Below are 14,217 nucleotides of genomic sequence, written 5' to 3' on the forward strand. Positions count from 1 at the left end.
GCGCGGGGTCGCGAAGACTTATTGCGACAAGACGAAAATACCGGTCCGCTTGCGCGAACCGGTCTATCGGTGTCGATCGGCGATGTTCGCCGCCTGAAGCCCGGCAGCGCCGGGATCAGCCCTGGATGAAGGCGAGGACGTCGGCGTTGAAGCGGTCGGCTTCCGTCTCGGCGAGGCCGTGTGGCGCGCCGGGGTAGACCTTCAACGTGGCACCGGCGACCAGCTTGGCGGACAATTCGGCCGAGGCCTTGATCGGTACGATCTGGTCGTCGTCGCCGTGGATGATCAGCGTCGGCTTGTCGATGGCCTTGAGGTCGTTGGTGTAGTCGACTTCCGAGAACTCGTGCACGCAGTCGAACTGGCCCTTGATGCCGCCTTGAAGGCCGATGCGGCGGAAGTTCTCCCTGAGGCCCTCGTTGACCTTCGCGCCATCGCGGTTGAAGCCGTAGAAGGGGATTGTCAGGTCGAAATAGAACTGCGAGCGGTTCTTGGCCGTGCCCTCGCGGATGCCGTCGAACGCGGCGAGCGGCGTGCCGTTCGGGTTGGCCTCGGTTTTGAGCATCAACGGCGGCACCGCGCCGACCAGGACGACCTTGGCGACCCGGTCCGTGCCGTGGCGACCGATATAATGAGCGACTTCGCCGCCGCCGGTGGAGTGGCCGATCAGCACGACGTCCTTGAGATCGAGCGCCTCGATCAATTCGGCGAGGTCGTCGGCGTACCGGTCCATGTCGTTGCCGGTCCATGTCTGGTCGGACTGGCCGTGACCGCGGCGGTCATGGGCAATGACGCGGAAACCGTGCTGGCCGAAGAACAGCATCTGCTGGTCCCAGGCGTCGGAAGACAGCGGCCAACCATGCGAGAAGACGATGGGCTGGCCGGCGCCCCAATCCTTGTAGAACAGGCGGGTGCCATCGGCGGTGGTGAAATGGCTCATGATATCTCCCTTTGGTTAAATGCATCGTGTGCTATTAATTTGCACACGATTTATATGCCGGAATGAAAGGGCACTGTCAATCGCTTGCGAATTGATCGCGTGCGAATTATTGATGACGGCACGTGACGAAGCCATGACCAGCCGCGGTTTCGCGTCAGGAATAGCACTCTTGTTTACCTGCGTTTCCTGATGCAAAACGGCGCAAGTTTTGCTGGAATTGCCAAAAATACGAAGATCGAGCGGGTCGGCGAAGCCGGCCGGCTCTGGAGAGATGCCGATGCCCGCCGAGATCGCCACGGTCGATGCCGATCTGCCCCAGATTGGGGATCTCCTGTGCTTTTCAATCTATTCGGCCGGTCTCGCCTTCAATCAGCTCTATCGGCCCATGCTCGAGGAGATCGGGCTCACCTATCCGCAGTTCCTGGTGATGGTGGCTCTGTGGAGCCGCGAGGGGCGCACGGTGAAAGAACTTGGCGAGGCGCTGTTCCTCGATTCGAGCACGCTGACGCCTCTGCTCAAGCGCCTGGAAGCGGCGGGCCTGATCTCGCGGTGCCGCAATCCGAAAGACGAACGGCAGGTGCTGCTGGCGGTGACGGACGAGGGCAACAGCCTGAGAGCAAGGGCGGCTTCGATCTCCCGCGCCGTCGGCGAGGCCATTGGCCTCGACACGGAGGCGACCCTGGTCATGCGGGCTCGGCTCAATGCCCTCCGCGACGGCATTCATCAGCGGACCTGACGTCGAACGGACGCCGGTCACGCAAGCCGTCAAGTCACCTCGTTATACGCCGCCCCAAAAGCTAAAGGCCGCCCGGTTGGGCGGCCTTTTCGATGATCGTCATCTGTTGGCGATCGATGAATTGGGCTGAGGATCAGTTGCCGATCACGTCGCTGTTGGCAGCGTAGGGGACGAACGACTGCTGAGCGACCTGCGCGCTGGCGCCCGACAGGATCACCTTGGTCACGAAGGCCGACTGGCCATCGGCCGAACCCGGATCATATTCGACGACCGTCAGAGGCGAGACGCCGTGGGTGCCGATCACCGCGCCGTCAGCGACGGTGGCATAACGCTGGGCGTCGGCGGCCGCGGCGGCGGCATTGGCCGAATTGACGTTGGTGGGCTGAGCGATGAACGGCGAGGAGCCACTGTCGACCGACGGGTCGAAGGTGGACGCGGCGTTGGCAAAGGCGGGAACCAGGGCAACGGCGAAAGCGGCGACGGCGAGGAACTTGTTCATGGTGTAACTCCGGTCTTGAATTGGGGGTCTTGAATTGGGGGTGGTTTTTGTCGGGGTGGTCTTTGTCGGGGGGCAGCGGGGAGGAGGTCTTGTTCGCTGCCGATGACCTCAATGTGCCCCTTGATCGATCACGGCGAAACCGGCCCCCGCTGACGAGTGCGAGTGAGGAAGTTGAACGGCGGATCGCGAAATCGTGCGCGGCGTGTTGGCCTGTCGCAGCGAGTCTAGGGAAAACCCCGGTATGCTAGGGGAAACCGTCGGTCGAGCGATCACGGAGGAGGGGGCTAAACCCAGCGAGCGATCACGGAACGCCGTCGCGCCAGGGCTGAGTTTTTTCGATAAACGCCGGAAAATGTGCGTTAGCCGCCTTTGAGGGCTGGCCGGGCATTCATTTGGCGCGACAGGCAATTGACGCCCTTTGTCAGCAACGGCCCGGGCAACAAAAAAGCCGCCCGGGTTGGGGGCGGCCTTTCCGATGATCGTCATCTCTTGGCGATCGATGGGTCTATCTGAGGATCAGTTGCCGATCACTTCGCTGTTGGCAGCGTAGGGGACGAACGACTGATGAGCTGTTGACGCCGAGGCGCCGGACAGGACCACCTTGGTCACGAAGGCCGACTGGCCATCGGCGGAACCCGGATCATATTCGACGACCGTCAGCGGCGAGACGCCGTGGGTACCGACTACTGCGCTGTCGGCGACGGTGGCATAACGCTGGGCATCGGCGGCAGCGGCGGCGGCATTGGCCGGATTGACTTCAGCGGGAGCGGTGACGAAGGTCGGGGAGGCGTTGTTGGCGCCCGGATCGAAGCTGGTCGAAGCGGCATTGGCGACGGCGGGAACGAGGGCGAGGGCGAAAGCGGCGGCGGTGAGGAACTTGTTCATGATGTAACTCCGGTCTTCAATTTGTGTTGTCGGTTTTTGTCGGGAGGCAGCGGTGAGGTGTTGTTCGCTGCCGATGACCGTAATGTGCCCCTTGATCGATCACGGCGAAACCGGCCCTCGCTGACGAGTGCGAGCGCGGAAGTTGAACGGCGGATCGCGAAATCGTGTGCGGTCGTTGAGTTGTCGCGGCGAGGCCTAGGGAAAACCCCGGTATGCTGTGGGAAACCGTTCGGCGAGCGGTCACGGCCGCACGGCCTTGATCGGACGCGCGATCACGAAACGTCGTCGCGTGCAGGCCGAATTTTTCCGATAAAGCCTGGAAAATGCGCGTTAGCCGCCTTTGGATGGCCGGCATTCATTTGGCGCGGCAAGTGATTGACGACCTTTGCCGGTAACGGGCCCGGCAACAAAAAAGCCGCCCGGTTGGGGGCGGCCTTTTCGATGATCGTCATATCGCGACGATCGATGAACGTGGCGTATCAGTTGCCGATCACTTCGCTGTTGGCAGCGTAGGGGACGAACGACTGCTGAGCGGCCTGCGCGCTGGCGCCGGACAGGATCACCTTGGTCACGAAGGCCGACTGGCCATCGGCCGAACCCGGATCATACTCGACGACCGTCAGCGGCGAGACGCCGTGGGTTCCGATCACCGCGCCGTCAGCGACGGTGGCGTAACGCTGGGCATCGGCGGCAGCGGCGGCGGCATTGGCCGGATTGACGTTGGTGGGCTGGGCGATGAACGGCGAGGAGCCGCTGTCGACCGACGGGTCGAAGGTGGACGCGGCGTTGGCGAAAGCGGGAACCAGGGCAACGGCGAAAGCGGCGACGGCGAGGAACTTGTTCATGATGTAACTCCGGTCTTGAATTGGGGGTCTTGAATTGGGGGTGGTTTTTGTCGGGGTGGAATTTGTCGGGGGGCAGCGGTGAGGAGGAGGAGGTCTTGTTCGCTGCCGATGACCTCAATGTGCCCCTTGATCGATCACGGCGAAACCGGCCCCCGCTGACGAGTGCGAGTGAGGAAGGTGAACGGTGGATCGCGAAATCGTGCGCGGCGTGTTGAACGGTCTTGCTGGGGGTCGGGAAAATCCCGGTATGCTGCGGGGAACCGTCCGACGAGCGGTCACGGGCGGATGGCCGTGATCGGACGTATGATCACGAAACGCCGTCGCGTGCAGGCCGACTTTTTCCGATAAACGCGGCAAAAAGCGTGTTAGCCGCCCTTTGAAGGGCGCCCTGAGCGGGTTTTGCCTCTGCGGGAGTGCTCTCACCCGACCATGCGGTCGGGTCGGCGGCTGTGGAGCGGGGCTTTCAACCGGCGGCGCGCACCGGCCGCAACATAACTTCATAACAAAGAACGAAACGCAACGACGCCATCTGACACGATTGGGTCTCTAGCCGACAAGGTGACTGAGGTTACCTCATCAACAAAACAATAGAGGCCGACAATGCGCATCCGAGTACTGGTACTTTCAATCATGAATTTCGCTATGATTTCGCCCGTTGCCGCGGCGGACTTGCCCACACCTGATGCTCCGGAATACCCGGCGAGCCTGCCTTCGACCGCCTTCGACTGGTCCGGCCTCTATGTCGGTGCCCAGGCAGGCTATGTAATCAATCAGATCGGCTTGACAGATAGCGAGGACCTGAAAAGCGGTTCCTTCGGGATGTTTGGCGGCTACAACTTTGTCTACTCGGGTGTCGTTGTCGGTGTGGAGAACGACGTCAACTATAATTGGAGCGATGGCGAGACCGTCGGGCTGGATTGGGATGGTTCGGTGCGCGGGCGTGTCGGCTATGCCTGGGATCGCGTCCTGTTCTACGGAACGGCCGGATTGGCTGCCGCCTCGGGAAGCGTCGATCTGGGGCGCACCAAGAAAGAGGATATTCTTGTTGGCTGGACGGCCGGCGTCGGCGCCGAGTATGCCATCACGGACAACATCCTGGCCCGCGCCGAATATCGCTATTCCGATTTCGGCAGCGTCGACTTCGGCGGCAGTATCGGTGAATTCAAGGCCGACCAGAACAAGGTGTCGTTGGGCGTCGCCTATAAATTCTAAAGCAGATTGACCGGGCAAGCTTCCGACAGGCCACCAATAACGGAAAAGGCCGCCCCCGACAGGGCGGCCTTCCCGACAAACGTCAGCTTTCGCCGACCGGTTGAGCTTGAGCTGACGATCAGTTGCCGATCACATCGCTGTTGTCGGCATAGGGGATGTAGTGCTGCTGGGCACTCGGAGCGGCGGCGCCGGGAAGGACCAGCTTGGCCACGAAGGACGAGTCGCCCGAGGCCGCGCCCGGATCATATTCGACGACGCCCTGCGGGGAGACGCCGTGGGTGCCGATCACCACATTGCTGGCAACGGTGGCGTAACGCTGGGCATCGGCGGCGGCCGCGGCGGCATTGGCCGGATTGACCTGGGCTGGGACGGTGACGAACGTCGGGGAAGCGTTATCGGCGCCCGGATCGAAGGAAGCGGCGGCATTGGCGAGGACGGGGGCCAGGACGAGGGAGAAAGCGGCGGCGATCAGGAACTTGTTCATGGTGATAACTCCGGTCTTCAATCTTATTGGGGTGGTCTTTGTCGGGGGGGCAGCGGTGAGGAGGAGGTCTTGTTCGCTGCCGATGACCCTTATTTGCCCCTTGATCGATCACGGTGAAACCGGCCCTCGCTGACGAGTGCGAGGGGGAAAGTTGAACGGTGGATCGCAACTCCGTGTTCGGGGAGTTGAACGGTTTTGGCGCCTGCCGGAAAAAGCCCGGTATGCTCCGGGAAACTGTCCGGCGCGCGGTCACGGATTATCGGCTCTGAACCCCAGGAGCGATCACGAAAGGCCGCTGGCAGGTGCTAAATTTTCTCGACGAATGCTGGAAAATGCGCGTTAGCCGGCTTTGAAGGCACGCTTTGGCGCTGCGCGGCGCAACTCCGGACGCAAAACCGCCGGGCACTTTTGCTGGAGTTGCTCAAAGTTCGCTCCGCTCCGGTTCTCGAATTCATCGCTATCTGCCTCACCCCAGCGAGTTTCGAGGCAGGCTTTTAGCGGCTGCCATCTGACCGCGCAGACCGCCAATAACGGAAAAGGCCGCCCCCGACAGGGCGACCTTCCCGACAAACGTCAGCTTGCGCTGACCGGTTGAGCTTGGGCTGACGATCAGTTGCCGATCACATCGCTGTTGGCGGCATAGGGGATGTAGTGCTGCTGGGCACTCGCGGTGCTGGCACCCGGCAGAATGGTCTTGGTCACGAAGTCGGTGCCGCTGGCCAGGCCCGGATCGTATTCGATGACGGTACTCGGCGAGACGCCGTGGGTACCGACAACAGCGCTGTCAGCGACGGTGGCGTAACGCTGGGCATCGGCGGCGGCAGCGGCGGCGTTGGCCGAATTGACCTGGGCAGGCGCGGTGACGAACGTCGGGGAAGCGTTGTCGGCACCCGGGTCAAAGCTGGTGGAGGCAGCGTTGGCAACGGCGGGAACGAGGACGAGCGCGAAAGCGGCGGCGGTGAGGAACTTGTTCATGATGTAACTCCGGTCTTCAATCTTGTTGTGTTGTCGGTTTCTGTCGGGGGGCAGCGGGGAGGAGGTCTTGTTCGCTGCCGATGACCCTTATGTGCCCCTTGCTCGATCACGGCGAAACCGGCCCTCGCTGACGAGTGCGAGGGCGAAAGTTGAACGGTGGATCGCAAATCCGTGTTCGGAGAGTTGAACGGTTTTTGCACCCGCCGAAAAAACCCCGGCCTGCTCCGGGAAACTGTTCGGCGAGCGATCACGGATTGTCGGTTCTGAACCCCAGGGGCGATCACGAAAGGCCGTCGCCTCGGGGTGAGATTTTCCCGACGAATGCCGGAGAATGCGCGTTAGTCGGCTTTGAAAATACGCCGAAGGGGAGGCGTTTGCGCCGGGCAATGCCTTCAGCTCTGTCTTCGAGCGCGCGCGGCTATAAGTGCTTCGTCATCGTTGCTTTGGCCGTCGATCATGCAGGCCGCAATAACGGAAAAGGCCGCTCCCGGTGGAGCGGCCTTCCCGACAAACGTCAGCTTTCGCTGACCAGTTGAGCTTGGTCTGGCGATCAGTTGCCGATCACATCGCTGTTGGCGGCATAGGGGATGTAGTGCGGCTGAGCGATCGGCGCGCTGGCACCCGGCAGGATGGTCGTGGTCACCAGATCGGTGCCGCTGGCCAGGCCCGGATCATATTCAGTGACGGTGCTCGGCGAAACGCCGTGGGTACCGACCACTGCGCTGTCAGCGACGGTGGCATAACGCTGAGCATCGGCGGCCGCGGCGGCGGCATTGGCCGGATTGACCTGGGCCGGTGCGGTGACGAACGTCGGGGAAGCGTTGTCAGCACCCGGATCGAACGAAGTGGCAGCGCTGGCAACGGCGGGAACCAGGGCAAGGGCGAAAGCGGCGGCGGTGAGGAACTTGTTCATGATGTAACTCCGGTCTTGAATTGGGATGTCGGTTTCTGTCGGGGTGGTCTTTGTCGGGGGGCAGCGGTGAAGAGGAGGAGTTCTTGTTCGCTGCCGATGACCTTTATTTGCCCCTTGCTCGATCACGGCGAAACCGGCCCTCGCTGACGAGTGCGAGTGCGGAAGTTGAACGGCGGATCGCGAAATCGTGTGCGGCGAGTTGAACGGTCGCGAGGAGGCTAAGGAAAATCCCGGTATGCCGCCGGAAACCGGCGCAAAATTGCTCACGCAAGGCTGCGACGCGCGTGAACGGAGCCTTGCCCGCGATCACGAAATGCGCGGTGCCCCTGGCTCAATTTTCCCGAAATTTCTCGATCAACGCTGGAAAAAGCGCGTTAGCCGCCTTTGAAAGGCCGATCGGCGCGCTTGCCCTGGCTCAATAGAAGCGCGGAATCGGTCCGTCGTGGGGCGTCTGGTCCTCCAGCTCGACCTCGACGTCATCCACATAGCACCATCCCCAGCCCTCCGGCGGATCGTAGCCTTCAATGATCGGGTGGGCCGTTTGGCGGAAATGGGCGCGGGCGTGGCGGTGCGGGGATTGGTCGCAGCAGCCGACGTGCCCGCACTGGCGGCAAATCCGGAGGTGCAGCCATTGACTGCCGATCTTCAGGCACTCCTCGCATCCACGGGTGCTGGGCGTCACCTTGCGGATCGTGCTGGTGTGAGCGCAGGCCATCATGCAGTCTCCTTCACGGGCTGTCCCATGGCTCGCGCGGCGATCGTGGCATGGATCTGCGAGACGACGGCGGCGCCTTCTCCCACGGCCGCCGCCACGCGCTTGGTGGAGCCGGCGCGGACGTCGCCGATCGCGAACACACCGGGTATGGTGGTCTCGAAGGGAAGCGAACCATCGCCCGTGACCACAAAGCCACGTGTATCGGTTTGAACGCAATCGCGCGCCCAGTCGGAATTGGGATCGGCGCCGACGAACAGGAACAGGTGCCGCACCGCCAGGCGACGATGGCCACCGTCACGCTTGTCCTTAAAGGTTGCCGCCGCAAGACCGTTCGTTCGATCACCTTCCAGGGCGACGAGCTCCTCTCCGACATGAATCTCGACGTTCGGGAGGGCGGCGATGCGGTCGATCAGATACTGCGACATCGTCTCTTTGAGGTCGCGGCGGACCATCAGATGCAGCTTCTTTACCTGCGGCGCCAGGAACACGATCGCTTGCCCGGCGGAATTGCCGCCGCCAATCAGGGCGACCTCCTCGCCGGCGCACAAGCGGGCCTCGATCGCCGACACCCAGTAGGAAACGCCCGCCCCCTCGAGCTCTTTGAGGTTCGGCACATTGGGCCGCCGGTAGCGCGCGCCCGACGCGATCACCACGAAGCGCGCCGTCACCTGGCGATCACCGGCGCATATCAGCACGGGATGCGGCCCGTCGCATGCCATCCGCTCGACTTCCAGGGGGATCGCGATCTCCGCGCCGAACTTCAGCGCCTGGTTGAACGCCCGCCCGGCCAGCGCCTGGCCGGAAATGCCGGTGGGAAAGCCCAGATAGTTCTCGATCCGGGCGGATGCCCCGGCCTGTCCGCCCATCGCGCGGGCATCGAGGACGATCACCGACAAGCCTTCGGAGGCGGCGTAGACGGCGGTTGCCAGACCGGCCGGTCCGGCGCCGACCACGGCGAGATCGAATAGCTTGTCGGGGTCGATGTCCGGGACGACGCCGAGGCAGGCCGCGAGCTCCTCGTCGGTGGGGCAGCGCAGCACGGGGCCGCTGGGGCAGACGACCAGCGGCAGGTCCTCGGCCGAAACGCCGGTCCGTTCGATAAGTTCGCGGCCTTCTTCATCCGAGCTGGCGTCGAGCACGAGGTTCGGTAGTCCGCTTCGGTTGAGGAAGTTCTGCAGCCGCACGACGTCGGGGCTGTTCGGCCGGCCGATCAGGATGGTGCCGGCACCGCCTTCTTCGATCAGGCTGACCCGGCGCAGGATGAGGGCGCGCATGATGATCTCGCCCAGATCGGCCGAACCGATCATCAGCGCCCTGAGGTGGGCGGCGTCGAAGGGCAAGGCGAGGCAGCCATCCGGGCCGGCCCGACCGGCGGCGATCGAGGGGCGACCGGCGAGCTGGTTCACTTCGCCGGAGAACTGGCCTACGCCGTGCGTGGTGATCGGCGCCTCCGCGCTGAGCCCATCGCGACGGACGACGTCGATCGTGCCGGCGAGCACGAGCCATGCTGGCGCGCCGTGGCCGCCGATCTCGTAGATCATTGCGTTGGGATCGAAGCGCGTCGCCGGGCCGCTGGCGAACCGGCGCGCCGCATCCATTTGCGAGGCGGTCAGCACCGGGAACATCTGGCTCGCACGGGTCTCGATGATGCTCATCTGATCCTCCTGTCCGCCGAGCCGGTCGCCTGGGTGGCGAGGCAGGGGTGCCTGTCGGTTGATCTTGCGCGCCGTGATCGGCTGCCTACCATACGCGAGGTGTCGGTCGCCCTGATGCCAGGATAACCTTAGTATGAGGGTCACCTTATCCAATGGTCAAGCGCGCGTCGGTCTTGGCTCCACACGGTATGGGTGTGAAGCTCCCCGGTTTCGGGGCGGGCAAGGCGCGGGCGCTTGTGAGGTCGTTTCAACCAAGGGAGCGTAGGCCGTGATACCAGCAGCCCGTGACATCTTCACCGAGCCGAGCGACGTCGATCCCGACACCCTCGCCAATCTTGGGCCCTTGCGTCGGCTTGCCGGCCGTTGGCGCGCGCGCAAGGGGGTGGACGTCAACCCGAAAGCCGACGGGCCGGAACAGCGCGCGTTCATCGAGACCATCGATTTTCAGGCCATCGATCCACAGGCCAATGGCCCGCAGCTTCTCTACGGCCTGCGCTACCATATTCACATCACCACCGAGGAAGAGGATATCACCTTCCACGATCAGGTCGGCTACTGGCTGTGGGAACCGGCGACCGGGATGGTGCTCCAGACGGTCGCCATTCCACGTGGTCAGGTTGCGCTGGCATCGGGCCAGGCGGCGCCGGACGCGGACGAGATCGTGGTCTCATCCAAGCGTGGCGAAACCGAAAACGGCATCTGCTCGACGGCGTTTCTCAATGAGGCCTTCCGCACCGACAGCTACCGCATCACCATCAGCTTCCACGCCGACGGCTCATGGAGCTACCTCACGGATACCGAGCTGATGGTGGAGGGACGCGACAGCCCGTTCGCCCATCAGGATAAAAACACGCTGCATCGGGTGGGTGAGGCGCGGCCTAACCCCTTGGCGGCCATCTTGGCGAAGCGGAACGGCTGATAATAGCCGGTGCTTGCCATGGCAAAAGGCCGCCCGGTTGGGGGCGGCCTTTCTGGTGGTGGCTCGCTTGTGGCGACTAAGGGACGCCATCAATAACCGATGAGGTCGCTGTTGTCGGCGTAGGGCACGTAGTGCGGGTGGGCGATGGGAGCCGTGGCGCCGGGGATGATCAGCGTGGTCGAGAAGGCCGACTGACCATCGGAGGCACCTGGATCATATTCGGTGACCGGCTGGGCGGCGACGCCGTGGGTACCAATCACCGCGTTGCCATCAACGCTGGCGTAACGCTGGGCATCGGCGGCGGCAGCGGCGGCGTTGGCCGGGTTGACCTGGGTCGGCACGGCGACGAACGGCGAGGTGCCGCTATCAACCGAGGGGTCGTAGAAGACCTGGCCGGCATTGGCGATGGCGGGAACGAGGGCGACGGCAAAAGCGGCGGCGGCGAGGAACTTGTTCATTTCGATAACTCCAATCGGAAGGTGTTCAGGGAGCTTTGTTGGGGAATGGCAGCGGGGGAGGTCTCTCCACTGCCGAGCTTGTTACTTGGAACCGGCGCGGTTGCCGATCAGGTCGGCACTGTCGGCATAGGCGACGGTCGAGGAATGAACGACCGGAGCGGTGGCGCCGGGAATGACCTGCTTGGTGACGAAGGCCGACTGGCCGTCGGAGGCACCCGGGTCATATTCGGTGACCGTCTGAGCGGCGACGCCGTGGGTACCGATCACCGCGCTGTCGGCCACGGTGGCGTAACGCTGAGCATCGGCGGCGGCGGCAGCTGCGTTGGCGGGATTGACCTGAGCGGGCAGGGCGATGAAGGGCGAGGTGCCGCTATCGACCGACGGGTCGTAGAAGACCTGGCCGGCATTGGCGATGGCGGGGACGAGGGCGACGGCGAAAGCGGCGGCGGCGAGGAACTTGTTCATGATCAAAACTCCGGTCTTCATGTTTGGTTTGTTTGAAGGGGCAGCGCTTGTTGGCTGCCGATGACCGTTATTTGCCCCTTGCTCGATCACGGCGAAACCGGCCCTCGCTGACGAGTGCGCGCCAGGGAAGTGAAGAGCGGATCGCGAAAGCGTGTGCGGTCAGTTGAACGATGGCGGGCGGGATGAGGAAAAGCGCGGTGTGCCGCGACAAACCGAGACGGAGCCGCTCACGAGCGGACCGCGCCGAACCGGTCCGTCGATCACGAAACCAATGCGACTTTCGTCTAAAAAATCTTCAGGAATGCCGGAAAACCCGCCGCTGAGGCCCTTGAAGCCCGGTTCAGGCCCGCCAAAGCAGGCCCTAAAAACAAAACCCCGCCGGAAACCGACGGGGTTCGTTCGATATCTTGAGAGGTGCCGATGGGCCGTGCCTGCCCCTTCCTATTACGCGGCGTTCAGGCTGTGCACGAACTCGGAGACCTCTTTCTGCAGCGCCGTCGATTGCTCGTTCAGTCGGTCCGACAGGGTCATCAGTTGCGTCGAGGCGGCGCCCGTCATCTCGGCGGCCGTGCTGACGCCGGTGATGTTGGCGGTAACGTCTGTGGTGCCGGCCGCCGCCCGCTGGGTATTGCGGGCGATCTCGGTGGAGGCCGCTCCCTGCTCTTCAACCGCGCCGGCAATCGCCGCCGAGGACTCCTGGATGTTGCTCACCGTTTTGACGATGCGGGAGATCGCATCGACGGTGCTGCCGGTGGCCGATTGGATTTCGCTGATCTTGCGGCCGATCTGGTCGGTGGCCTTGGCCGTCTGGTCGGCGAGCTGTTTGACCTCGGCAGCGACGACGGCAAAGCCCTTGCCGGCTTCGCCGGCCCGCGCCGCTTCGATGGTGGCGTTGAGGGCGAGAAGGTTGGTCTGGGCGGCGATGTTGGAGATCAGCGTCACCACCTCGTCGATCTGCTGGGCGGCCAGCGACAGCGTCTGAACGTTCTGCGAGCTGGTTTCCGCTTCCTTTGCCGCCTCTTGGGCGATGGTGGAGGAGTGGGTGATCTGCGAGGAGATCTCGCGGATGGAGGCCGACAATTCCTCGGCGCCGGCGGCGACCGTCTGCACGTTGGTGGCCGCTTCCTCGGCCGCGCCGGTGACGGCCTGCGCCTGCCGGGCGGTTTCCTCGGCCGTGGCCGACAGGTTGCGGGCGGCGTCGGCCACTTCGGTGGACGAGGCGCCGAAGCCGGTGGCCAGGTCCTGCATGTGCGACACGAAGCGGTCGGCCATGGCAGAGCGCTTGCGCATCGCCGCGTCCTCGGCGGCCTTGGCGGCTTCCTGCGCCTTGCGCGCCGCCTCGGCGTCGATCAGGCTGACGCGGAAGGATTCAAGGCCCGCGGCGATTTCGCCGACTTCGTCTTTGCGACCGAGGCCAAGAATGCTGAGGTCGTAATGGCCCGATTGCATGGCCCTCATGGCCTCCAGCAGTTTGGCGATTGGCCGCGTCACCCCATTGGACAGGACCCAGATCGCCAGCCCGATCACCGCGACGACCGTCAGGCCGATGACGCTGAGAGTCATCCACACCGCGCCCCAGGAGGTTTCCGTGTTGGCGTCGCTTATCGCGTTCGTTTCGGCAACCAGGGCGTTGTTCAGCTCCGTCGACTTCTTTTGCAAGGCGAGGATTTGCGGGTAGCAATCGCTCTGAAGCAGGCCGAGAGCCTTGGCGTTGGCAGCGGGATCAGTCGTTTGCGACAGCTTTACGACGTCGCCGCAGACGCCGGCCATGAGCTGATGAAGGCTGGACGCTATGTCTTCAATCCCGGCCTTCTTGTCCGAGGCGGCCGTCTTGGCCAGATCCATGTTCTTGTCGAACGAGGTCAGCGCGTCATTACGGGCGGCCGTGGCGGCCTGGTTGCCTTCATCCGTTGTCGAGGCAGCGTTCCAGTAGAGAGAGGTGCTCAAATCGGACACCGCCCTGTTGGCGCGGGCAAAGCTGAGACTGCCTGCCGACGGCCCCGTGAGGAGATCGCTGTAGCTGGTGTCGATGGCGATCATCTGGTTGACGGCATAGCCGCCACCTGCCAATGCGCCAAAGCCAAGCAGCACGAGGAGCGAAGAGACCTTCGCCAATATTGACAAATTTGCGTAAGACAAAATACCTGCCCTCACAGTTGAGACTACACCTTTTGGTGGTGTCTCGTTCTGGTTGGCTAATTCTGGAAAATTATAGTTAATAAAACTATAACTACGCAGATCATTGTATTGTAAAAAGTGCCAATAATGCGCTATTTGTTGATTATCTGGAAATGAACGATCACGTATTTCACGTCATTATTGTCATTATTATTGGGTCCGTATGGTTTGGCGGAGAAGCCTCTGCGCGGAGCTGATTAAGCGGGCTCGCTGACAACTTGGGGCGCGCTTCCGGTCGGATCGGGGGCTTCCGGCTACAGGGGCGCCGCCGCTTATGGAAATCGATGCTCGCGGCCAGTTCGGAGCGGCCACTCGCCAGTGAAAACCCGCGCTTGCACCAA

The 14,217-nt window shown here is 63.1% G+C and carries 17 protein-coding genes; 4 read left to right on the forward strand and 13 right to left on the reverse strand.

Translation table 11 applies throughout. The features are described 5' to 3' along the window. Window positions 1–115: 115 nt before the first annotated feature. Window positions 116–937, reverse strand: a complete 822-nt coding sequence (locus tag AB6N07_RS10385; protein ID WP_370677727.1) for an alpha/beta fold hydrolase — start codon at window positions 935–937, stop codon at window positions 116–118. A gap of 277 nt (window positions 938–1,214) precedes the next feature. Between AB6N07_RS10385 and AB6N07_RS10390 the strand changes: the two genes are divergently transcribed. Further along, complete coding sequence (locus tag AB6N07_RS10390; RefSeq protein ID WP_370677728.1) at window positions 1,215–1,673, forward strand: MarR family winged helix-turn-helix transcriptional regulator; 459 nt, start codon at window positions 1,215–1,217, stop codon at window positions 1,671–1,673. Between the two features lie 133 nt (window positions 1,674–1,806). Here AB6N07_RS10390 and AB6N07_RS10395 read toward each other — a convergent pair whose 3' ends face one another. The 4 genes from AB6N07_RS10395 to AB6N07_RS10410 form a co-directional block, all read right to left on the reverse strand. After that, window positions 1,807–2,172: a hypothetical protein gene (locus tag AB6N07_RS10395; protein ID WP_370677729.1), complete on the reverse strand. Its 366-nt coding sequence runs from the start codon at window positions 2,170–2,172 to the stop codon at window positions 1,807–1,809. A gap of 516 nt (window positions 2,173–2,688) precedes the next feature. Further along, entirely contained in the window at window positions 2,689–3,057 is a 369-nt protein-coding gene (locus tag AB6N07_RS10400; protein WP_370677730.1) for a hypothetical protein, read from the reverse strand. A gap of 272 nt (window positions 3,058–3,329) precedes the next feature. Further along, window positions 3,330–3,509: a hypothetical protein gene (locus tag AB6N07_RS10405; RefSeq protein ID WP_370677731.1), complete on the reverse strand. Its 180-nt coding sequence runs from the start codon at window positions 3,507–3,509 to the stop codon at window positions 3,330–3,332. A 27-nt stretch (window positions 3,510–3,536) separates the two neighbouring features. Next, complete coding sequence (locus AB6N07_RS10410; protein WP_370677732.1) at window positions 3,537–3,902, reverse strand: hypothetical protein; 366 nt, start codon at window positions 3,900–3,902, stop codon at window positions 3,537–3,539. 630 nt (window positions 3,903–4,532) lie between these two features. Between AB6N07_RS10410 and AB6N07_RS10415 the strand changes: the two genes are divergently transcribed. Beyond that, window positions 4,533–5,114 carry an outer membrane protein gene (locus AB6N07_RS10415; protein WP_370677733.1) on the forward strand — a complete coding sequence of 194 codons (582 nt, stop codon included), beginning with the start codon at window positions 4,533–4,535 and terminating at the stop codon, window positions 5,112–5,114. A gap of 118 nt (window positions 5,115–5,232) precedes the next feature. On the opposite strand, the gene AB6N07_RS10420 is transcribed toward AB6N07_RS10415, so the two are convergent. The 3 genes from AB6N07_RS10420 to AB6N07_RS10430 form a co-directional block, all read right to left on the reverse strand. After that, window positions 5,233–5,598 carry a hypothetical protein gene (locus AB6N07_RS10420; RefSeq protein WP_370677734.1) on the reverse strand — a complete coding sequence of 122 codons (366 nt, stop codon included), beginning with the start codon at window positions 5,596–5,598 and terminating at the stop codon, window positions 5,233–5,235. A 609-nt stretch (window positions 5,599–6,207) separates the two neighbouring features. Continuing rightward, window positions 6,208–6,573, reverse strand: coding sequence for a hypothetical protein (locus AB6N07_RS10425; protein ID WP_370677735.1), 366 nt, complete (start codon window positions 6,571–6,573; stop codon window positions 6,208–6,210). A gap of 550 nt (window positions 6,574–7,123) precedes the next feature. After that, window positions 7,124–7,486, reverse strand: a complete 363-nt coding sequence (locus tag AB6N07_RS10430; RefSeq protein WP_370677736.1) for a hypothetical protein — start codon at window positions 7,484–7,486, stop codon at window positions 7,124–7,126. Window positions 7,487–7,721: 235 nt separating this feature from the next. On the opposite strand from AB6N07_RS10430, the gene AB6N07_RS10435 reads away from it, so the two are divergent. Further along, window positions 7,722–7,874 (forward strand): hypothetical protein, encoded by a 153-nt coding sequence (locus tag AB6N07_RS10435; protein WP_370677737.1) that lies wholly within the window; start codon window positions 7,722–7,724, stop codon window positions 7,872–7,874. 27 nt (window positions 7,875–7,901) lie between these two features. On the opposite strand, the gene AB6N07_RS10440 is transcribed toward AB6N07_RS10435, so the two are convergent. Together AB6N07_RS10440 and AB6N07_RS10445 are read right to left on the reverse strand one after the other, a co-directional pair. Continuing rightward, complete coding sequence (locus AB6N07_RS10440; protein ID WP_370677738.1) at window positions 7,902–8,204, reverse strand: UBP-type zinc finger domain-containing protein; 303 nt, start codon at window positions 8,202–8,204, stop codon at window positions 7,902–7,904. Continuing rightward, window positions 8,201–9,856, reverse strand: coding sequence for an FAD-dependent oxidoreductase (locus AB6N07_RS10445; protein ID WP_370677739.1), 1,656 nt, complete (start codon window positions 9,854–9,856; stop codon window positions 8,201–8,203). The genes AB6N07_RS10440 and AB6N07_RS10445 overlap by 4 nt, the downstream gene beginning before the upstream one ends. Before the next feature lie 268 nt (window positions 9,857–10,124). Here AB6N07_RS10445 and AB6N07_RS10450 point away from each other — a divergent pair, with 268 nt between their 5' ends. Next, entirely contained in the window at window positions 10,125–10,775 is a 651-nt protein-coding gene (locus AB6N07_RS10450; protein WP_370677740.1) for an FABP family protein, read from the forward strand. An 89-nt stretch (window positions 10,776–10,864) separates the two neighbouring features. Here AB6N07_RS10450 and AB6N07_RS10455 read toward each other — a convergent pair whose 3' ends face one another. From AB6N07_RS10455 to AB6N07_RS10465, 3 genes are all read right to left on the reverse strand, one after another. After that, entirely contained in the window at window positions 10,865–11,233 is a 369-nt protein-coding gene (locus tag AB6N07_RS10455) for a hypothetical protein (protein WP_370677741.1), read from the reverse strand. 81 nt (window positions 11,234–11,314) lie between these two features. After that, on the reverse strand, window positions 11,315–11,698 hold the full coding sequence (locus AB6N07_RS10460) for a hypothetical protein (RefSeq protein ID WP_370677742.1): 384 nt from the start codon (window positions 11,696–11,698) through the stop codon (window positions 11,315–11,317). A 444-nt stretch (window positions 11,699–12,142) separates the two neighbouring features. Then, window positions 12,143–13,813, reverse strand: coding sequence for a methyl-accepting chemotaxis protein (locus tag AB6N07_RS10465; protein WP_370677743.1), 1,671 nt, complete (start codon window positions 13,811–13,813; stop codon window positions 12,143–12,145). Window positions 13,814–14,217 lie beyond the last annotated feature (404 nt).

Origin of the sequence: Pleomorphomonas sp. PLEO (assembly GCF_041320595.1) — a bacterium.
Lineage (GTDB): Bacteria > Pseudomonadota > Alphaproteobacteria > Rhizobiales > Pleomorphomonadaceae > Pleomorphomonas.